The 19386-nt window shown below is 37.8% G+C and carries 23 protein-coding genes; 15 read left to right on the top strand and 8 right to left on the bottom strand.

The window, feature by feature from the left end; translation table 11 throughout:
- Window positions 1-70: 70 nt before the first annotated feature.
- Window positions 71-841, bottom strand: a complete 771-nt coding sequence (locus BQ3481_RS04450) for a hypothetical protein (RefSeq protein ID WP_157927170.1) — start codon at window positions 839-841, stop codon at window positions 71-73.
- Window positions 842-973: 132 nt separating this feature from the next.
- On the opposite strand from BQ3481_RS04450, the gene BQ3481_RS04445 reads away from it, so the two are divergent.
- Window positions 974-1861, top strand: coding sequence for a hypothetical protein (locus BQ3481_RS04445; RefSeq protein ID WP_157927169.1), 888 nt, complete (start codon window positions 974-976; stop codon window positions 1859-1861).
- A 1-nt stretch (window position 1862) separates the two neighbouring features.
- Here BQ3481_RS04445 and BQ3481_RS04440 read toward each other — a convergent pair whose 3' ends face one another.
- Window positions 1863-2000 (bottom strand): ribbon-helix-helix protein, CopG family, encoded by a 138-nt coding sequence (locus tag BQ3481_RS04440; protein WP_231911867.1) that lies wholly within the window; start codon window positions 1998-2000, stop codon window positions 1863-1865.
- A gap of 64 nt (window positions 2001-2064) precedes the next feature.
- On the opposite strand from BQ3481_RS04440, the gene BQ3481_RS04435 reads away from it, so the two are divergent.
- Window positions 2065-3213, top strand: a complete 1149-nt coding sequence (locus BQ3481_RS04435; RefSeq protein WP_231911866.1) for a DDE-type integrase/transposase/recombinase — start codon at window positions 2065-2067, stop codon at window positions 3211-3213.
- 660 nt (window positions 3214-3873) lie between these two features.
- Here the strand turns inward: BQ3481_RS04435 and BQ3481_RS04430 are convergent.
- From BQ3481_RS04430 to BQ3481_RS11965, 3 genes are all read right to left on the bottom strand, one after another.
- Window positions 3874-4131 carry a DDE-type integrase/transposase/recombinase gene (locus tag BQ3481_RS04430; RefSeq protein ID WP_157927168.1) on the bottom strand — a complete coding sequence of 86 codons (258 nt, stop codon included), beginning with the start codon at window positions 4129-4131 and terminating at the stop codon, window positions 3874-3876.
- Window positions 4132-4208: 77 nt separating this feature from the next.
- Window positions 4209-4340 (bottom strand): hypothetical protein, encoded by a 132-nt coding sequence (locus BQ3481_RS11845; protein WP_255408345.1) that lies wholly within the window; start codon window positions 4338-4340, stop codon window positions 4209-4211.
- Window positions 4301-4456: a helix-turn-helix domain-containing protein gene (locus BQ3481_RS11965; RefSeq protein ID WP_394336733.1), complete on the bottom strand. Its 156-nt coding sequence runs from the start codon at window positions 4454-4456 to the stop codon at window positions 4301-4303. Before BQ3481_RS11965 ends, BQ3481_RS11845 begins: the two co-directional genes overlap by 40 nt.
- Before the next feature lie 589 nt (window positions 4457-5045).
- Here BQ3481_RS11965 and BQ3481_RS04420 point away from each other — a divergent pair.
- The 8 genes from BQ3481_RS04420 to BQ3481_RS04385 all read left to right on the top strand — a co-directional run bounded on the left by BQ3481_RS04420 (window position 5046) and on the right by BQ3481_RS04385 (window position 14622).
- Window positions 5046-6164 (top strand): response regulator, encoded by a 1119-nt coding sequence (locus BQ3481_RS04420; RefSeq protein WP_157927166.1) that lies wholly within the window; start codon window positions 5046-5048, stop codon window positions 6162-6164.
- Window positions 6154-7842: an ATP-binding protein gene (locus tag BQ3481_RS04415; protein WP_157927165.1), complete on the top strand. Its 1689-nt coding sequence runs from the start codon at window positions 6154-6156 to the stop codon at window positions 7840-7842. The genes BQ3481_RS04420 and BQ3481_RS04415 overlap by 11 nt, the downstream gene beginning before the upstream one ends.
- 271 nt (window positions 7843-8113) lie before the next feature.
- Window positions 8114-9625, top strand: a complete 1512-nt coding sequence (locus BQ3481_RS04410; RefSeq protein WP_157927164.1) for a hypothetical protein — start codon at window positions 8114-8116, stop codon at window positions 9623-9625.
- A 512-nt stretch (window positions 9626-10137) separates the two neighbouring features.
- Window positions 10138-11022 carry a cation diffusion facilitator family transporter gene (locus tag BQ3481_RS04405; protein ID WP_157927163.1) on the top strand — a complete coding sequence of 295 codons (885 nt, stop codon included), beginning with the start codon at window positions 10138-10140 and terminating at the stop codon, window positions 11020-11022.
- A gap of 68 nt (window positions 11023-11090) precedes the next feature.
- Window positions 11091-13130, top strand: a complete 2040-nt coding sequence (locus BQ3481_RS04400) for a heavy metal translocating P-type ATPase (RefSeq protein WP_157927162.1) — start codon at window positions 11091-11093, stop codon at window positions 13128-13130.
- Window positions 13131-13293: 163 nt separating this feature from the next.
- Window positions 13294-13410 carry a metal-sensing transcriptional repressor gene (locus BQ3481_RS04395; RefSeq protein ID WP_157927161.1) on the top strand — a complete coding sequence of 39 codons (117 nt, stop codon included), beginning with the start codon at window positions 13294-13296 and terminating at the stop codon, window positions 13408-13410.
- A 143-nt stretch (window positions 13411-13553) separates the two neighbouring features.
- Window positions 13554-14021: a hypothetical protein gene (locus BQ3481_RS04390; protein ID WP_157927160.1), complete on the top strand. Its 468-nt coding sequence runs from the start codon at window positions 13554-13556 to the stop codon at window positions 14019-14021.
- Window positions 14022-14040: 19 nt separating this feature from the next.
- Entirely contained in the window at window positions 14041-14622 is a 582-nt protein-coding gene (locus tag BQ3481_RS04385) for a hypothetical protein (protein WP_157927159.1), read from the top strand.
- Window positions 14623-14958: 336 nt separating this feature from the next.
- On the opposite strand, the gene BQ3481_RS04380 is transcribed toward BQ3481_RS04385, so the two are convergent.
- Both BQ3481_RS04380 and BQ3481_RS04375 read right to left on the bottom strand, forming a co-directional pair.
- On the bottom strand, window positions 14959-15192 hold the full coding sequence (locus tag BQ3481_RS04380; RefSeq protein ID WP_157927158.1) for a hypothetical protein: 234 nt from the start codon (window positions 15190-15192) through the stop codon (window positions 14959-14961).
- 16 nt (window positions 15193-15208) lie between these two features.
- Window positions 15209-15481: an Lrp/AsnC ligand binding domain-containing protein gene (locus tag BQ3481_RS04375; RefSeq protein ID WP_157927157.1), complete on the bottom strand. Its 273-nt coding sequence runs from the start codon at window positions 15479-15481 to the stop codon at window positions 15209-15211.
- Window positions 15482-15993: 512 nt separating this feature from the next.
- Here BQ3481_RS04375 and BQ3481_RS04370 point away from each other — a divergent pair.
- From BQ3481_RS04370 to BQ3481_RS04350, 5 genes are all read left to right on the top strand, one after another.
- A complete protein-coding gene (locus tag BQ3481_RS04370; protein ID WP_231911865.1) occupies window positions 15994-16917 on the top strand; it encodes a transcription initiation factor IIB in 924 nt (307 codons plus the stop codon).
- A gap of 299 nt (window positions 16918-17216) precedes the next feature.
- Window positions 17217-17390, top strand: a complete 174-nt coding sequence (locus BQ3481_RS04365) for a hypothetical protein (protein ID WP_162287738.1) — start codon at window positions 17217-17219, stop codon at window positions 17388-17390.
- 185 nt (window positions 17391-17575) lie between these two features.
- Window positions 17576-17791 carry a KTSC domain-containing protein gene (locus tag BQ3481_RS04360; protein WP_157927154.1) on the top strand — a complete coding sequence of 72 codons (216 nt, stop codon included), beginning with the start codon at window positions 17576-17578 and terminating at the stop codon, window positions 17789-17791.
- On the top strand, window positions 17788-18039 hold the full coding sequence (locus tag BQ3481_RS04355; RefSeq protein WP_157927153.1) for a hypothetical protein: 252 nt from the start codon (window positions 17788-17790) through the stop codon (window positions 18037-18039). The genes BQ3481_RS04360 and BQ3481_RS04355 overlap by 4 nt, the downstream gene beginning before the upstream one ends.
- Window positions 18006-18188, top strand: a complete 183-nt coding sequence (locus tag BQ3481_RS04350) for a hypothetical protein (protein WP_157927152.1) — start codon at window positions 18006-18008, stop codon at window positions 18186-18188. Before BQ3481_RS04355 ends, BQ3481_RS04350 begins: the two co-directional genes overlap by 34 nt.
- A 182-nt stretch (window positions 18189-18370) precedes the next feature.
- Here the strand turns inward: BQ3481_RS04350 and BQ3481_RS04345 are convergent, their stop codons facing one another.
- On the bottom strand, window positions 18371-19237 hold the full coding sequence (locus BQ3481_RS04345; RefSeq protein ID WP_157927151.1) for an ADP-polyphosphate phosphotransferase: 867 nt from the start codon (window positions 19235-19237) through the stop codon (window positions 18371-18373).
- Between the last annotated feature and the right edge of the window lie 149 nt (window positions 19238-19386).

The raw sequence follows: 19386 nt of genomic DNA, 5'->3' as shown, positions 1-19386 counted from the left end.
CCGTGGGTGTTTATGCGGACATTAATTGTGATACGCTAAGCGGGCATTATCTCTGATACTCTACACGTAATCACGTATATCTTCGTGCCAGTACGTAGAAAGCCATTCCCAGCATGAAACCAAAGAGCAGATGCATCAAAAGAGATCCTGCCAATAGATTTGACATTATCTCTCTTGCAGTATTGGATATGGTTATTGGATCTGCGTTTGTCATTGTAACATGCAACGACTGTTGCAGGTATGGCTCTATGCCAAGTCTCGATATTGGATTGAACAGTGCAAGAAATGTGATAAAGCCTGCACCAAGGCCAAATGCAAACACCTGACTTTTTTTCCTAAAATCAAATATTTCAGACGCTGACATGATACAGCTAAATACAGCGCCTATCGCAGTTCCAGTTATCAAGTGTGCCATAAGGCCAAGCACAAAGCTGTACTGGGTATTTCCAATGTAGCTTCCAAGTACTGTTCCAAGTACTGAAAGATATGTGCCTGGAGGCAGATGTGTTGCATATTCACCCAAAAATATGGGCACAAGGACAGAAAAAGAGGCAATACAACCTGCTATTGCACCAAGCCTGACTATCTGTCTTCTCTCAGATCCTCTTCGTTGTTTTTCATCTTTTGTTGGAACAGCTATTCTATTTTGTTTGAATAAAAATAACAGTACAAGCCCACCTGCAAGAAATGGCATCGAGTATTGATAAAAAGTTAGCATGGTTTTACTGTCAGTTTTTTCACCCAGAAAGAATGGTAATGGAAGTAAAATGTACAGGGTTATGACTAGTATCACAATAAGCGAGTTGCTTACTCGCCAAGACATGCGAGCAGTTGATGCCATATCGCTGTATTATATACGATTTTATAAAATAAAAAGATGATCCTAGAAGGTGTTGTCAACTTGATGGCTCATATTTCTCTCTGTCAACCATCGGCTCATTTAAATCGCTAGGCACGATCGGGGATCTGAGAAATGAGAAAGATACTAACCATAACATTGGTGGTAATACCGATCCTAGCGGGATTTTCAATCTACTACACACAATCTATAAACACATTTTTTGGAACGACATACGCCTCCAATTATTTACTAATAGGATTGATCATGGTGGAAGCATTTAACGGAATTTTTACATATATAGCGGGAAAGAGAAGCCGTCTAGATGATAGAAGAGAAAAACATAAAGAATTTTTCTATGATATTTTGGATCAACTTGCATCATCTCCTAGTGTTTATTGGGAGACACAAACCATCAACAAATTCTCTTGGTGTGAGCATCATGATCTCTTTGAAAATCTGAAATCACACCTACAACAATACGAACTTGGTAAACTGTATCAACAATGTAGGGCTCATTATGATGTTAAAACGGATGAAATGGAACAAAAAATCAGAGAGTTTAACAATTACATAGATAGAAAACTTGAATCGTTCAAAGACTTACCAGATAGTGATGAATATCTTGGTCAGACCAAACACCATATTATGAAAAAACAATTTGAGAAGTTCATGATGAAAAGCATGTATGATCATCATGTAAATGAGTATATTCCATTATGTAAGATTAAGATTAATGTCACTGAAAATCGTTCTGATCTGTTACCCTCACTGGAAGTGGAAAACAAAGGTAGTATTGCAGTAGGTGATATGTCTACACTTGAAAAATTATTGGATATTCTTTCTCCTTTAACATTTGATCAGAATTTAATGTCAATAGTGAAAGAGCTTGATACAATGGAAAAAAATCTTGATGAATCGTTCAAGAACAGATTCAATGAGAGCAGAAAAGTGTTTCTATTAGATTTATGTGAAGGACAACAAAATCTTAAGGGAAAGTGTGATCGTTGTCCTCCAAGATAATTTACTTTTTTCTTAGGTATTCACTAAGAATAACCCGAATTACTTCGGGGACAGTTTCCAACATTCTCTCTTTTCGTTCCTTCTCCAATGCTCGTTCCATCTCTTCAGGTATTGAAACCATGAATCTCTTCATTGCCATGTACATATTGATACCTATCGATATATTTAATAATATCGCTATGTATAGAATCAATAGATATACATTGAAACATGATAACAACCGTGAAGAAAGAGGAAAGGAAATAGCTAATCATAATCAAGTAAGAAGAATAGACGAACATCACTACAAAGTAAAATCACAATCAAGAAACCTAGAACATGATGTCATATCTACCGAATCTGGACTAATTTGTGATTGCGAAGATCACATTTACCGAAAGATTTGCTGTAAGCATATTCACGCAGTAGAGTTTAGCGTAAAGATAAGAAAAGAAGTCAAGGAAAGAAACAATGTCGTAATAGAACAAATTGATTGTTCAAAGTGTATTGAATGTCAATCTATCAACATAGTCAAGCACGGAATTAGACGAAACAAGTCAGGTGACATTCAGAGATTTTCATGCAAGGACTGTGGCAAGTGGTTTGTATTCAATATTGGATTTGAGGGAATGAGAGTAAATCCTAAAGCAATCACTTCAGCTATGCAACTATACTTTACAGGTGAATCATTAAGGAATGTTCAACAGTTCTTGAAACTGCAAGGAGTAAACGTATCACATCAGACTGTTTACAACTGGATTAAGAAATACACTAAACTAATGAGCGGATATTTGGAGAAAATAACTCCACAAGTAGGCGACACTTGGAGATCAGATGAACTATTCTTGAAAATTTCAGGCAATATGAAATACATGTATGCACTATTAGATGACGAAACTAGATACATAATTGCACAACAAGTAGGAAATACAAAATACAAAGAGAACATTAACGAATTATTCAGAGAGGGTAAAAAAGTAGCAGGAAAGAAGCCTAAAGTCTTGATTACAGACGGAGCTATGAACTTTCAACAAGCTTACATGAAAGAGTTTTGGGCACGACCTTTGGAACAGAGAACCGAGCATATTCGTCACATTCATTTCAAAAATGACATGAACAATAACAAGATGGAACGACTAAACGGAGAAATACGAGATCGTGAAAAGACTATGAGAGGACTAAAGAAAATGGATACACCAATCTTGAAAGGCTATGAGATATTCCACAACTACGTTAGACCGCACATGGGCTTGGATGGGAAAACACCAAGTGAAGCCTGTGGTATCAAAGTAGAAGGTGATAACAAGTGGATTACATTAATTCAAAATGCACAAATGAGCCGAGAGTTTACAAGGAGAACAGTGAGCCAGTAAGTTGACAGAACCCGAAAAACTTATGAAAATTTAGTTAGATCATATGTCATACTTTTTGTTTTGTGTTTTATTTTTCATCATTTGATTTTCTATGCTGTGACTAGACGCTGTTTTGGTTTGCTAAAATAATCTATTATACATGCTTCATGAGTATAACTGTACATATTGCAGTGGTTTTGACAAAACCAGCAAATTCCTTTGCAAAATTTTGGCGACTCTTTTTCTATCATGATACAATACGTCATCCCAATTATTATCTATGATCTTACGTTATTTTTGTCTTCAATCTGGTATCATTATATGTAGTGTACCACAATTAATGTCCATGTTTGTTGACAGAATCTCTGTCCATGTTATAATCATCTTTTGACATGCCTGCTAATGTACTTCTTGTCGTTGTAAATGGATTCTGGAGTCTTACAACCTAACGCTTGACTCTTCCTCCATTGTTTGTATATCATGTCAAACTTTCCAAGCTCTCTTGAAATGTGCAAGTGACCTGAACCTGATCTGAGTTATCAGATCCTTGTAGAGTACCTTGTGATAGTTCTCAATCTTCCCTCTCCCTCGTGGATGATACGGTATGCCATAGACTGACCTGATGCCGCATTTTGTAATCTCGTCCCTGAGAACTCTTTTGATGTGAACTGTCTCCCGTTGTCAAGGTAGAGTTGCCTTGAGATCCTTACCTTTTTTGACCGCGTTACGTAGTGCGTTGACTGCCTCGGTAGCACTCTTGCGCAGATATGCCTTCGATATGATACGGTACCGTGAGCGGTCATCAGTAAACCCTGTCACATACACCTTTCCCGTGCCTGAAATGCGGAACTGAAACGTGTCTCCCTGCCACATGGAATCAACGTGTCGTCTCTGGAATCTTTTTGCTGGTTGTGGTTTTGGCTTGGTTCTCACAAGCATCTGGCGTCTCTTGATGACACGGTGGACCGTCCTCCAGTGACATGGAAGATCGTACTGGTACTTGATCGTCTTGCTCCCTATGATGGATGTTTTTGTTTGAGTCTTACTATCTTCAGCTCAATCTTCTTTGGAATAAAATGCGGATGTTTTGGACCTAGCTTCTTTGATTCTAGTGCTTGAATCCCTCCCTGTTGTACGTGCTGACCCATCTGGTTAGTGTTCTTCTAGATATTCCAAACATTACACATATTTCATTTGCTTGGCGGACATGTTCCACGTAGAGGAGAACTGCTCTAGATTTTGTATTGATTGTAGATTTTACCATGCAATGTTAACGGAACATGCATGGTAAGATGGACACACCGTGGCACGCTTTATGGACATTAATTCATGTACTCTACAAATAAGAATACATCTCCCCACATTATTTAGAATGATTTTTGAATCTTTAACCTTGATTGATAAATCAATAGCCCTTTAGGAATTTATGTTATAGTGGTTTTGTTTTCCTTTGAGAACCATCTAAAACCATTTACAATAGCCAAGAATTTGTTTATTAGATTCGGGTGCGTATGTACCGTACATATGTCCTTTTGTACAGATTGTCAACATACTAGTTTGGAGCATTAGAATAAAAATTAGGGAAGGAAGTTTACATGTCTTCAGAGCAAACAGTATGATATGTATTTAAATTCATAAAATTCGTGCAAGTTCGTGTATCTCAGTGGTGGCATATTAAATATGGTTTATACATAATTCTATTGATCAAAAATTGTCATCACATAGGATCGCTAATATATTAATTACATGCATACAGGATTATTCTAAACCTGCTTACCAAATCAGCTTAATACTTGTAATTTCAGCTAACCATACATTATTTCCTATTACTTCTATTACTTTGGATATAAGAAATGAACAATAATAATGCCCAAGATTCAGATTTTCTTTCCAATATTCCATACGAAGAAGTATGCTTTTCATCATCGGGAAATTACTGCGTTTGTTATGTAGACATGGTAAGTTCTACCAAAGAGGTAGCTTGCATTTATGACACTGCAAAAGTAAGGAAATACTACTCACTATTTTTAAACTCCATGGCGGCAATAGTTAGAAGCTTTGGTGCCAAAATAGTGAAAAATGTGGGGGATTCGTTAATATTTTATTTTCCAGAATCGCAAGATTCCACAAACAAAGATGCATGGAAAGATATCCTTGATTGTTTACTTGCACTGATAGATGCCAGACCAATAGTTAACACTAAACTATATCAAGAAGGTTTACCAGCCATTAACTATAGAATTAGTGCAGATTATGGAAAAGTAGAAGTCGCAAAATCCCTAAGTTCAAAGGAAGATGATCTTTTTGGTGCAACAATGAACATGTGTTCTAAAATTAATTCATTTACACCTACAAACAGCATTACACTTGGTGGTGATTTGTATCAAGTGTTGCGATACTTACACCTTGATAAACAAGAGTACCGCTTGACTGAATTAGGTACATATTCATCCGGTCTCAAATTCCCTTACCCTGTGTACATCTTGAGAGTAGAAAAACCAAATCCTGTAAATCCGTTTAAACGGGAATCAAGACTTTGTACACTACAAAACTCAAAAGTAAATTTGAGTCAAGATCAAAAAAACAAATCTGAAATTAACATTATGTTAGTTGATGATGACTTGGAGACTCTGACTACTTTCAACACAATTTTGAGCGATGAAAATTATGCAGTTGACATGTTTAAAAATGGGGATGAGGCCCTCCGTAGTTTTGTTACAGTCAATCCTTCCCATTATGACTTGGTAATATCAGACGTAAGGATGTCACCTGTCAATGGCCTAGAACTCTACAATAGACTCAGAGAATTATCACTATCCGTCAAAATACTCTTTGTATCTGCACTTGATGGGATCGAAGAGATTGCAAGTGTGTTACCAGGAGTAAAAAAAAGCCAGATATTGAGAAAGCCCATAAGCAAGGAAGATTTTGTCGAGGTAGTAAAAACAACTCTTGGTCAACATGGAAATTGATACTGAATTTAGAATTAACCAAACCGAAGTAACACCGCATGTGATGGAAACTATTGTAAATCCACGCAAGGCACTAAAAGTTGCAATTGATCTTATAGAATCGGCCAAGACAGAAATCCTTGTGATGCTTTCTACTGCCAACGCATTTCGCCGTCAGGAGAAGACAGGATTGTTAGATTTGCTAAAAAAAGTAGCAAAAGAAAAAGATGTATCGATAAGAATTCTTGTTCCCACAGACAATGCGATAAGAGAATTATCTGACAGAATAAATAAAGAACCTGGCAAACTCCATATCCAGTTTATCGAATCTACTCTTCAAAGTAAAATATCAATTCTAATAGTAGATAGAATTTGTTCCTTAATAGCGGAATTAAAGGATGATTCAAAAGAAACATCTTATGAAGCAATGGGTCTTACTACGTACTCTAGTAGCAATCCAATTGTTCTTTCGCATGTCTTCATATTTGAAAGTCTCTGGGCCGAACTAGAACTGCATGAAAACATAAAAGAATCAAACAAAAGGTTGCAGCAATCTAACCTACAACTATCATCGACTGAAAAAAAATACAAAAACCTCTATGAAAAATCTCCTAGTTTGTTACGAAGTATTACAACTGATGGAATCCTGACTGACTGCAATGAAGCATATGCCAAATCACTAGGCTATACAAAAGAAGAAGCTATTGGGATGTCCATATTTGATCATACTGCAGAAAGAAGTATAGAAGATATGAGAAATGACCTGAAAAAATGGAAGAAAACCCAACAAATTTCACGCATAGAAATTTGGATGAAAAGAAAGGATGGAATTATTTTCCCCACGCTATTAACAGGAACAAGTCTATTTGACGAACACGGAATTTTGATTGGAAGAACTGTAGCACTGACAGACTTGACTGAGATACACAAAGCCAGATTGAACCTTCAAGAACGAGAGGCACGCCTAAGAGAACAATTTGAGGAATTGGAAAAATTAAATAAAAAATTGGAAGTGCAGGACAAAATGCAAAAAGAATTCATCAATGTGGCAGCACATGAATTGCGAACTCCAATACAGCCAATCATAGGCTTGGCAGAATCTCTTCGAGACAAAAAAGGAGACATCTCATCACAAACTAACTTGATAGATGTAATCATTAAAAGTGGAAAAAGACTTCAAAGAGTAGCCGAGAATATCTTGGATGTTACTAGAATAGAAAGTAATACACTAAAAATTAACAAAGAACAATTTAACATAAAAGATCTAATCTACGACCTCTTTCAGGACTTTAATTACCACCTACATTCCAATTACAAGGAAAAAGATGTTGAGTTGAAATTTGAAGCAAAAAAAGACATCTTTGTCACTGCAGATAGAGCACGATTAACTCAAATCATAATGAATTTGTTTCACAATGCACTCAAGTTCACGGATAAAGGAGTAATTACCATTTCTGTTGAAAGGATTGATGATAATGTTTTGGTAAAGGTAAAAGATACTGGTACAGGAATAAACAATGATGTATTATCACAACTGTTCACCAAGTTTGCAATAAAATCTGAGACAGGAACAGGTCTAGGATTGTTCATTTCTAAAAACATTGTTGAAGCTCATGGTGGTAACATGTGGACTGAAAACAACATGGGAGGAAAGGGGGCTACTTTTGCGTTTACTATTCCTGCTAACTGGAATGCATGAGAATAGGCAACAAAGTTCATCATAATCAATCATCAAAACCAGTATCATAATACATTGAAAAAGATCAAATCACAGAAATTTACCAGTTTGATACAGCATAAAAAATTAAGAAATTTCTTAAATATAATCAGAAATTAAGCATAAAATAGATATGGTATCATTTTGCCATAAGATCCTACTACAGTTTTCATATTGTGCCAGAACAGAAAAATGTAAATGCAAAGATTATTTTTCCAAGTTTAATATAATGTTGTTAACAGTTAACATTGTCATGGAAATCATTGCCATGTCACAGGCTTACGCAATGGAACCACTTCTTCCATCGTATGAACCAACTCAACATATGTCATCAAATCCCAACTTGTATGTATCTACAGAAAATTCTTTGTTTAAAAATTATTTTGCAGGTCCGCAAGTAATTGAAGTGAGTGTAAATGATCCTGGCATAAACAGATTAGATCAGGCCTACGGTGAACCAATAGTAACTGTCAATGGCAAGAGATTAAGAATGGCTCAAACAACAGATGGAAATTGGTATGCGTACTTTGCTGATAGAAATCAAGCGATTGCTGCTGCTAACACTGCCGTAATTACTGGTAAAGGGCTGAATTTTGGCGGTTTCTGTGCACCAAATAGTTCATTCTCACCAAAATCTGGTCTTGTCTATTCGGATACTGTGGGATTTACGATTGCTAGAGGAGGATTTGGTTCAATCAATGACACCAATAATGGAGGTACAAAAATTAGTCCATCAAATCTTCCTCTATGCACAAACATACAAGGAATGCTCACTGCAAACCAAATGGAACATGTGATAAGACAAAATAAAACTCTTAACATGAATCCAAATGGTTTTGCAGCTAATGCTATTGAGGAAAATATATGGCCCGTAATCCAATTGTATGACTTCTCATCAATTCCAACTCCAGTCACAGTTGATTATCAAAAAGCAGGTGGTGATCAAATAGTCGCCTTGATCTTTGACAAAATTCCGTCTAACATGATTAATGCGTATTCCAATAGGCCCGATTTTCCTCCAGGTGCAGAAATTCAGGGCGACTTGATTGATCCACAACTTAACATTGATCCAACCTCTGAAGACTCTTGGACTTGGGGTATCTCTCCAATTAATAACACGTTGTATTACATGGCATTTGACAGAAATGGCAAGCCAGATGCAGACGGTACACTGGCAATGCAAAATCTTATTGGGAATTTGACTGCTCTTATGTTCAATCATAATGGCGCATTAACAGGATATCTTCCTCAAGGAGTGGTTATTACAGAATCCCAAAGTAATGGAATTCAAACCTTGTTTAAAGACAATAATGGACTTATGCGTACCAATTCAATTAGTGGACTCTCTGGACCTTTTACCACCAGAGAAATTCAACCAAATGTCGGCATCTTTGCTAATTACGATGATGGCGGAATTGCAGATGTGAAGATTGCCGACAATGCACCTAGAGACACATCAGCAATATTTTCTTACAATGATAAATCATATACTGTAATGGTAAAATATCATGATGCAAAGTTAACAATGAACAGACCTCTAGTAGAAACTATATCTGGAACAGTAGGTAATCCCGTTGGAGGATATGTGGTTCTGACAATAGTAAAACCAGATAATACCAAAGTACGAGTAAATGCGGATGTAACTGACAGTGGCAGTTTTAGTACGTCGATAACTCTGGATAATTCTTATCCTTCTGGAAAATATGTTGTGAGCGGAAACTATCAAGACATGGATTTGGGCCAAATCTTTTTTATTGTAAAATAATAGATAAAACATTTAACAAAAATCATTCAAAATCATTCAAACATGAGAGTTAAAGAAATTAGAAAAAATTAAGGAAAAGGAGTTTTGTAGCTACTCCTATAAGATTACTGCCCATTTTGTACTAATTTTTTCTGACAAAACCTTGAATCCAAATCCTCTGGAGCTAGAAAACCCACGGGCCAGCTAAAACTGTTTTCACGGGCCTTGTTTTTGCAGGACCCACTACAACTGTTCTGGCGGTAACCATCGGACCCGTAGATTTTTTTAGTAAATTGACGAATTCAAAAGAGCTCACCACAACTGTTATGGCGGGAACCATTGGAACCATACGCAAAAGATGTTACGAACTTGGGCCTGTCAAGGAGTCAGGTTTTGGCAGATGGAAAAATATGCTATCATAACCTAGATATGTTAAGAAAATATCGTTCTGTTATTAACAATTATTAAAAAGAGCATAAATTTCTAGCACGACGTTAATAACATATGATGCAACATGCCAGAGTGAAGACGATTTGAACCATTCTCATGAGGGTATGCAGGTTGAAAAGAAACTTGGGATTGCATTTGTAATTACAGTCGGAATATTCGTGGTAGAGCTAGTCGGAGGACTGGTGAGCAACAGCCTCGCCCTTCTTTCAGACTCGTTTCACATACTGACAGATTTTCTTGCAATAGGGCTGACTTTCATAGCCTTCAGGGTTGCGCAAAGGCCGCATTCTTCAACAATGAGCTTCGGGTTCCACAGAATAGAGATATTTGCCGCACTTGCAAACGGCGTATCCCTGATTGCAATTACTGGATGGATTTTCTATGAGGCCTACTCACGATTTCTCAGTACACACAAGGTTGACATTACGACAGTCCTGATTTTTGCGGCAATAGGACTCGTAGCAAACGTAGTAACGGCTCTTCTCCTGAAAAAGGAGAGCAAGTCCAACCTGAACGTCAAAGGCTCGTATGCACACGTTCTGGGCGACCTGATATCTACAGTAGCTGTGATTGGTGGTGCAGTGTTGATGATGTTCATACCAAACGCGATAATCGATGTAATAATCAGCATTGGGATTGCAGGATTGATACTGCGATCTGGAATATCTCTGTGCAAGGAGTGCTTCCACATCTTCATGGAGGGGACACCTCATGAGATAAAGGCAGATGATGTTGCAAAAGAAATTCACAAATTTGAGGAGATTACGGAAATACACGATCTTCACATCTGGACTCTGACGTCCAATGTTGTTGCCATGTCAGCTCATATCAAGGTAAAGCATCAACACATGGGCAGAGCAAACTCGATCTTGAAAAAAATTAATGTACTGATGAGGGAAAAATTCGGGATTAATCACTGTACGATACAGATTGAAAACGATGATGATCTGATTAATTTAGATAAATAAATTCCTGTGTTTATTCCAAAAATTATAGCCAGAAAACAATATATCCCATCCTCCTCCAGAGGATATGTATGTCTGGAGCCTGTGAATACGATCCCAAAAAGGCACACGAGTTAGCTGAGGAACCAGATGATAAACGGATAGAAATTCTACGCATAGTTGGAATCGGACTAGTTATGATATTTATCGCATGGCTACAGATCATACAGCCTGATTGGATTGGAAAAATCGTCATTACAATCACGGTGATGATTGGCGGTTATCCGCTCTTCAAAGAATCACTGGGCGCGCTAAGAAATGGTCGTGTAAACATGGAACTTTCCATGGTCATAGCAATAATTGCCTCATTAGCTTTGTTTCAATTTCTTCCTGCAATAGTTGTTACATTCTTTGCAATAATGTCGGAATTTATTGAAGGCTTTATTGTGAAAAAAGGGAGAAAAAACATTGAGAAGCTATACAGTTTAGCCCCAAGAAAAGCGCTTGTCAAAAACGATGACGGCCAAACACAATCACTTGAGATAGAACAGGTAAATGTTGGAAACATAATAATTGTAAGAGAAGGAGACGTAATACCAGTTGACGGTGTAATAATTTCAGGCTCATCCACAATTGATCAGTCTAGCATAACCGGAGAAAGCCTTCCAGTTGAAAAGAAGATCGGAGACCACGTATTTGCGGGAACGATAAATTTGACACAACAGTTGGAAATTCGATGTGAAAAGAAGTCCACAGACACAACCTTTGCAAAAATAATACAGCTTGTAGAGGAAGCTGAGGCATCAAAGGCTCCGATACAAAAATTAAGCGATAAAATGGCTACTCGACTTATCCAGTTTGCAATAGGACTATCTGTTGTAACATATCTTGTAACACAAAACATCGTATCAACACTTTCAGTAATTATTGTGGCAGGTGCATGCGGTCTAGCAGTTGGAACTCCGATAGCATTGCTTGCTACAATAGGCAAAATCTCAAAGCGCGGAATTGTCATCAAAGGGGGCCTTCAGATTGAGAATCTAAGCCGTGCTGGAATAGTGGTCTTTGACAAGACAGGCACGTTAACCCACGGCAAGCCTGTCGTTTCTCAGGTAGTCTCTCTGGATCCCTCCGAGACACCCAAAAAGATACTTGAATATGCAGCCACGATTGAGAAAAACATCAATCATCCCCTTGCAAGAGCAGTGGAGGAGAGAGCAATTCAGGAAGGGATACTGATTTCAAATGAGCGTTCTACTGTTTCCAACATGGTTACAGTAGGAGGGGGAGTAAGAAGGATATTCAATCAACAACAAATCAGCCTTGGTAATCTTGAATTTATAGACAAGGTGATCAATGATGGCGATACAGAACATGCGTCCCAGAGAATGTCAGAATTATTGAAATCAAAAAGAAGTTCGTTTCAATATTTGGTAAATGAATACAAGGATAACGCAGGTCATACTTTACAGATTGTAAGACAGCAAGATGTTAATCTTTTACAGTTTGCACTTACTGCCACGTTTCTTGCAATAGACCGACAACTTGTTGGAGCACTATTTTTTGAGGATTCTCTAAGAGATGATGCAAAAGAAGCAATCAACAAGATCAAAAAAATGAATATCAAAGTTGTAATGTTAACTGGCGACAATGAGAAGATAGCAAAAAGAATTGCAGAAGAAGTTGGCATTGATGAGTATTATGCAGAGTTGCTTCCACAAGACAAGGTCTCAAAGATCGAAGATATTGTAAAAACACATGGCAAAGACAAGATGGTTGTAATGGTTGGAGATGGAGTAAATGATGCACCTGCACTTGCAAAAGCTCATATCGGAATAGCTATGGGTAAGACCGGAACAGATGTTGCCATAGAAACTGCGGATGTGGTCCTGATGTCAGAAGATCTGATGAAGATTCCATACTTGATTAAAAATTCACGACAATCCATTTTTGCAATCAAGCAAAACTACTTTGGAACGTTGAGCGTTGATGGCTTTGGATTTGTACTTGCTTTTACTGGCCACATAAATCCGCTTCTTGCAGCAGCGATCCACGTGTCTTCTGAGCTTGTCTTTATGGTAAACTCGGCACGATTGATTCTTGATAAGCAATTCACAGGTGCAAAGCCTTGATTCTACCTCATGGCATGGATATCCATTTTAAACGTTGGATAAACTATCCGACCAGATAGATCCCACTGTGAGATGAAAAATAAAACATGACACATCACAAACTTCCTGAGGTAGAAAGAAGACTTGCAAGGATAGAGGGACATGTCAAAGGCATAAAAGGAAAATGATTGATGAGGGAAGAGTTAATCCAGAAATTGTGCAGCAAATTACTGCAGTAAGAGCTGCTTTGGACGGTGCGTTGGGAGTAATAGTTGAAGATCTGGTCGAACACAAAGCCTGAAGACCAATGGAAGTGGAAAGAAATCTGCAATAGAACTAAGGAATAAGGTTTCTAAAATTCTATAATCTACAGCATGTTTCAGACCATATTGAATTTTGTGTGATTTTTATTATGCAAAATCGAACAAATTCAAGGTCGATATTTTGAAAAAGAAGTATTTGGCTGCAATTGCAGTAGTAATTGTAGCTATAATAGGCATATATGGTTATTATCATTATTTTGGACCACAAACTGTACTGCAGACAAACTCTGACCCAAGTTGCAGGCAGGGAAATGTTTTGGACGGCGTAGACAGGCAGGCACGATTTAACGTTCTTTCCACTTGTGAAACCATAACAGGAACGGTACATGACATATCAAAGCAGGATGACGGGGATTACCAGTTCAATGTAGATTTAGATTCTCAATACAAACATCTGCTAAATGATGCAAATAACAACCAGGTAAAGGGCATGCTTGTAGTTGAGATAATACCAAAAGATCAGAATTCCTCCAATGTACAAATTCCAAAAGAAGGAGATAAAATTCGTGCTATCGGTGCTTGGGTTACTGATACCCCACATGGCTGGAACGAGATACACCCTGTTTGGAAGATTATAATAACAAAATAGATTCATAGGTATTGATTCCATGTTTGAGCTGATCGTATTTTTCACTTCATTCAAGTACATATTCATAGAGGGTGGGGAACAGGTTCTTGTAGGAATAGGCACTGCAAGCAAGATAGGATTAAGACAGACAGTCAAGATAACTATTCTAGGCCTAATAGTTGGTGTAATACTTTATTTTGTCTTCTTGAAAGTAGCTGGCTTTGTACCTACTGGAATCCTTGAGGTATCTTTGGGAGTGGGATTACTATTTTTTAGCGGTACAATGTTTAAAGAATTTTTTGAAGATGAGGATGAGGAACATCAATCAACAAAATACAAGATAACTTATTTTTACATAGCAATGCTTGAGGCAGTAGAAAATTCAGTGGCACTGGCCACTTTTAGTCTCATTGAGATAACAAGTGCATTGATAGGATTTTTTATTGCAATAGCCTTGCTTGTGGGCTTGGTTTGGCTTGGAGTGGTAAAGAAAGTTCCCCTTAGGATAACAAGACTTGTAGCTGGAATACTTCTTACTAGCACTGCAATACCGTTAATTCTTTATGGCCTTGGTGTCAATACTCCTGATTTTCTAAAATGGTTTATGCCACCAATAGGATAACTGATTATTTACAGTAAAGAAACACAAAAACAGATTTGACAAAATCTAAAAGACTAAAAATTCAAATGATAAGAAAAATTAGGGACAGGTGCACACTACAACCGTTATAGCGGTAACCCGGGCCCGCTACATCTGATTTCACGTCAACCGCGTGTTCTTTATATGGGAACTGAGAGGGTATCAAACTTTTCACACCATTCACTTACCTGGCGCTTTCTAGTCACTCAAACCCTGTTTTAATATCCCAGTCTTTTAATGTAAGCAAGTATTAGTAACCGTAGAGTGGTGTGAGTTGGCACATCTCTGGAATTTATGCCCAGGGAAAGACTGGATTAACTAACCAGCTCTTACAGGAGTATTGACCCTTTCAATTGCTTTTTGTATGATATTTTTAAGATTGTCATGCGTCATACTTTCCACGTTTCTGCCAAGGCTTGCCTCAATCTGACAAGTCAATTCCTTTTTGATGTTGTTGAAAATAGTTTGCTGCAAGCCATAGTCTGTTATTCCTGATTCCTTGACTGTTTGTGCAAAGACTTGTTCAATTACATCCCACGCAATTTCTTCCATGATTATGATCCTCTCTTTATGCTGCATAAACTGATGTCAAATTCATGACAGAATGGACTACGACCATGTTCTGTACTTGATCATGAATAAACTCTTGAAGTTCAGGTTCAGTCATGTTCTCAAGTTTGACAAGTATGTCATACTTGCCATATGTCCTATGAATCTCCTTGACTGTCTTGAGTGTCTGGAGTTTTTCTATCACTAGATCTACTTTTCCAGGCTCACAGATGATAAATGAAAATGATGGACTGGATTTATCATCAAAATATTTTACAGTTTGTTGAATCATGCGTTAATGCCTCTGTTGATGTTATGCCCTCATCGCTAATAAAGCGGCGTAATGTGTCATTTACAGCTACAAAATGGTTCGTGCTGTCCTACTTTGGTTGTGTTTCCTTCCGTGATATTAGGACATATACAAGACAAGTGAATCAAATAAACGAAAATCAGAATCGTTACAAGATGGGAAAACAGATACTAGGAAAAAGATTCTCACCTTTGATTGCTGCACCTAAAATAGAAAAACAGTCAGTCTGAAAAAACAAGTACATGCATCTTTTAGGAAAGTCATTGCTTTTGGCATCTTGTTTTTGGCCCTTGGTGCAATGATTGGAGCCAGAATCATCACTGCAGTTCTAAAATAGAACTCTCTTCTCTTGTTAAAACAAATCATTGTCATTCTATGAAAAAAATTTGACATACCATCATTCTTATTGGTTGGTCGGTATATTGCTGTGATAAAAAATGGTTTTACTTGAATCAAACTTGGGTATGAAATGCAGCCGTTGCGGAAAATGTTCTATGACGTCTGACGATGTAACAGGGGAGAAATTTTGTAGGGGATGCGGCTCTGTCGTACTTGAACGCATTGAAGACTCGAGAGCAGAGTGGCACTCGTCTTCGAAAGATGAGTATGATAATAGGACAAGGACGGGCTCTCCCACTTCGCTTGCTATGCATGATATGGGCCTTGCCACCATAATTGGCCGCCAAAATAAAGACTCGTCTGGAAAACCACTGTCTTCACTAATGAAGAGTACGATAACTCGCCTACGAGTATGGGATAGTAGAAGTCAAATGCATGAATCTGCTAGCAGGAATCTCACAGAGGCGTTTGGTGAACTAAAAAGGTTAGCAGACAAGCTTGCACTTCCAGATGCAGTCATAGAAAAAACCGCATATATTTACAGAAAAGCATTGGAGAAACACCTTGTAAAGGGAAGATCAATTCCAGTACTTCTTGCAGCAGCATTACACATTGCCTGTAGAGATAGTGGGACACCTAGAACATTACGTGAAATTGCAGATCAAAACAATGTGAAAATCAAGTATGCATCAAAATGCTATAGGCTACTTTTACAGGAACTTGATTTACGAATGCCTGTTGTAAATCCCGTGCAATGTATCTCCAGAATCGCAAGCAAGGTGGGTCTGAAAGAAAAAACAAAACGTGGCGCTATTGCAATTCTTGAAAATGCAGTCAATAAAGATATCACATCGGGGAAAAATCCTATGGCGCTTGCTGCTGCCGCATTGTATCTTTCATGTGTAATAAATGGAGACCAAGTATCTCAAAAAGTGATTGCACTTGCAGCAGGAGTGACCGAAGTGACTATACGAAACAGGTACAAAGGGCTGGGAAAAACACTCTACTTGGATTTGAGTGGACCGCATAATCCTGACATTATGCCTGATTATGCAAAAATAACTAACCAAAATCATTGATTTTCATTAAATCATCTAAAACCCTTTTTGCCATTGACTTCTATGAGTCATCACGAAATTATGTTTTGATAAATATTTCCTTAAGCAAGATAAGAGCGTGCAATTATCAGGTATCATGTCAACAACTGGATCATGTAAAAAGTGCAGATATCGAGCAAAACCCAGAAAAGACTATCACGCTGGAATGGTTCATTACTTGTCCACAATGCAGTACTGAATTATCTTAAAGGCCCGATGCGGTGTTTACATCTGCACATGAATCTAAAGGTATCATTAAGTAGCATCGCGTTATACAACTATTGAATCTAAAAATGATCAAGAAATTTTTTAAAACCGGGTGGAACTCAAAAGGTGCAGAATCTAAAGAAGAACGCAAGGCAGAACAGGAAGAAATGAACGAAGAGACTCATGAACTAGAACAAGTCAAACAAGATGAACAAGAAGAGATTCGGGAAACAGAAGATGAAGAATAATTTTGATCTGGTACAATCACTACCTCACTTGAGGTGCTGACATTTTATGGATGGGTACAATTCTTGGAGACAGGACATGTGCTCTGATTGTAAGAGGGTAAATTGTAAACAGGGATGCAACTGTGATTGCCACTGGGATAGAAATAGATAGATTTGAGAATGCCATTTTGTAACTGTGATATCTGGTGGAAAAAATACGAGTCAAGTCTGGCACCCTGCGAACTATCGGATATGATGAACCAGGGCAAATACTGGAAATAGATTTTCAGCATGGTGGGACTTATCGGTATTTTGGAGTGCCAAAACAAATCTATGACAAGCTGATAAAGTCTGAATCATCTTATGGGAAATATCATGACCGGTACATCAAGAACAGGTATAGGCATGAGAAAATTGCATGAATGACTTGGATTCCGGTACGTTGTATGGAACAATATCGCTAGTTGTTGATGGCAAGCAAGTATCGCAGTTTATTGACCATGTATTTGACAGGGGAACGTCTATAATGTCACTTGAAAACATGGGACTGCTAAAATCACTTGTTGATACACAAGGAAGCATTGTTGCCGCTCCTGGGTCTCTATATCCGTTGTTTGTACCAAGTGATGAGGTCACATGTCATGTGTCTCCTCCGACGGAACATGTGTAATTGGGGAATCACCTGTATGTCTTGTTGGCAAATCTACTATAAGCACGAGTGGAAGGTACTCTAGCATCACACTTGATGGGACAAACTATGTAGTATATTATCCGGGTGGAAATGGCACACTGGAAAGATTCCTGATTACATCATTGTAGCCTATTGTTGGGAACTGGAAAATTTCTCTGGAAAAGAATGGCATAGAACAAAAAGATCTAGAAACTGCTGTACATCTGAACATCAAGTATGTTTCTACAAATAAACAACTCTTGGTCTCATTACCATAGTAAGTCTTTTTCTAATCTGTTGTGCTGTGATTGAAAAATGTCCAGTTCAACTTTCAGGTATCTAAAAGTTTTCTGATTGTTTTTAATTCCTGCATTCGCTTTGCATCCATCTTTGGGTAAGACATTTTGAGTTTTTTTAGCGTATCAAGAACAATCTGGGAAATGATAAGATGAGTGTTCTCCTTGTCATCTGCTGGAATGACATACCATGGTGAATTAGGTATGCTTGTAGCAGTTAGACAATCTTCATAAGCCTTTATGTATTGCTTCCAGAATTTTCTTTCCGCCATGTCTGCAGTGCTGAATTTCCAGTTCTTTTTTGGGTCGTCAATACGCTTGAGAAAACGCTTTCGCTGTTCTTCCTTTGAAATGTGGAGAAAAAACTTGATGATTCTGGTCCCGTTCCTGTATAGGTGATTTTCCAGATCTACGATTGAACGATATCGTCCACGCCAAACATCCTTGTTGTTGGATTTGTCAACAACTCCTTCACTATCCAGTATATCTGGGTGTACGCGAACAATCAATACTTCCTCATAATGAGAACGATTGAAGATGCCAATTTTTCCCCGTTCAGGCAGACAACGAATTTCACGCCATAGAAAATCATGTTCAAGCTCATTTGCACTAGGGTGCTTAAAACTAAAGACTTGACAGCCTTGTGGGTTTATGCCTGACATGACATGTTTGATGGAGCTGTCCTTTCCCGCAGCATCCATGGACTGGAAGATCAACAATATGGAATATCTGTTGTATGCATAGAGAAGATTTTGTAACGAGCTTAACTCCTTGATGTGCTCGCAAAGTATCTGTTTGTACTGATCTTTTGATTTGTAAACAGGCTTTACCACTGTAGGCCATTTGTTGAGTCTGACCTTTTCTCCCGGCTTCACACGAAAGTCTTTGGAATTTATTTTCATCTAGTCACATATGTACTGAGAACTTCTTATTCTTGCTGTTTTACATTGGCATGATTATTGCAGATTACGAGTATGGAGAGGATCTCGAGAAATTTGAAGAGCTCGGATATTGAGATGGGAATTGGGGTTATGATTACATATTGACTGAT

It is taken from the genome of Candidatus Nitrosotalea okcheonensis (genome assembly GCF_900177045.1).
Lineage (GTDB): Archaea > Thermoproteota > Nitrososphaeria > Nitrososphaerales > Nitrosopumilaceae > Nitrosotalea > Nitrosotalea okcheonensis.
The sequence above is the reverse complement of the archived record's forward strand: the minus strand, read 5'-3'. Positions and strand labels throughout refer to the sequence as shown.

Excerpts from the sequence above, each read along its gene's own strand:
- BQ3481_RS04450 (WP_157927170.1), bottom strand. The coding sequence starts at position 841 with ATGGCATCAACTGCTCGCATGTCTTGGCGAGTAAGCAACTCGCTTATT.
- BQ3481_RS04445 (WP_157927169.1), top strand. The coding sequence starts at position 974 with ATGAGAAAGATACTAACCATAACATTGGTGGTAATACCGATCCTAGCG.
- BQ3481_RS04440 (WP_231911867.1), bottom strand. The coding sequence starts at position 2,000 with ATGGCAATGAAGAGATTCATGGTTTCAATACCTGAAGAGATGGAACGA.
- BQ3481_RS04430 (WP_157927168.1), bottom strand. The coding sequence starts at position 4,131 with ATGCTTGTGAGAACCAAGCCAAAACCACAACCAGCAAAAAGATTCCAG.
- BQ3481_RS11845 (WP_255408345.1), bottom strand. The coding sequence starts at position 4,340 with ATGGGTCAGCACGTACAACAGGGAGGGATTCAAGCACTAGAATCAAAG.
- BQ3481_RS11965 (WP_394336733.1), bottom strand. The coding sequence starts at position 4,456 with ATGGTAAAATCTACAATCAATACAAAATCTAGAGCAGTTCTCCTCTAC.
- BQ3481_RS04420 (WP_157927166.1), top strand. The coding sequence starts at position 5,046 with ATGAACAATAATAATGCCCAAGATTCAGATTTTCTTTCCAATATTCCA.
- BQ3481_RS04415 (WP_157927165.1), top strand. The coding sequence starts at position 6,154 with ATGGAAATTGATACTGAATTTAGAATTAACCAAACCGAAGTAACACCG.
- BQ3481_RS04410 (WP_157927164.1), top strand. The coding sequence starts at position 8,114 with ATGGAAATCATTGCCATGTCACAGGCTTACGCAATGGAACCACTTCTT.
- BQ3481_RS04400 (WP_157927162.1), top strand. The coding sequence starts at position 11,091 with ATGTCTGGAGCCTGTGAATACGATCCCAAAAAGGCACACGAGTTAGCT.
- BQ3481_RS04395 (WP_157927161.1), top strand. The coding sequence starts at position 13,294 with ATGATTGATGAGGGAAGAGTTAATCCAGAAATTGTGCAGCAAATTACT.
- BQ3481_RS04385 (WP_157927159.1), top strand. The coding sequence starts at position 14,041 with ATGTTTGAGCTGATCGTATTTTTCACTTCATTCAAGTACATATTCATA.
- BQ3481_RS04380 (WP_157927158.1), bottom strand. The coding sequence starts at position 15,192 with ATGGAAGAAATTGCGTGGGATGTAATTGAACAAGTCTTTGCACAAACA.
- BQ3481_RS04375 (WP_157927157.1), bottom strand. The coding sequence starts at position 15,481 with ATGATTCAACAAACTGTAAAATATTTTGATGATAAATCCAGTCCATCA.
- BQ3481_RS04370 (WP_231911865.1), top strand. The coding sequence starts at position 15,994 with ATGACGTCTGACGATGTAACAGGGGAGAAATTTTGTAGGGGATGCGGC.
- BQ3481_RS04355 (WP_157927153.1), top strand. The coding sequence starts at position 17,788 with ATGAATGACTTGGATTCCGGTACGTTGTATGGAACAATATCGCTAGTT.
- BQ3481_RS04350 (WP_157927152.1), top strand. The coding sequence starts at position 18,006 with ATGTCATGTGTCTCCTCCGACGGAACATGTGTAATTGGGGAATCACCT.
- BQ3481_RS04345 (WP_157927151.1), bottom strand. The coding sequence starts at position 19,237 with ATGAAAATAAATTCCAAAGACTTTCGTGTGAAGCCGGGAGAAAAGGTC.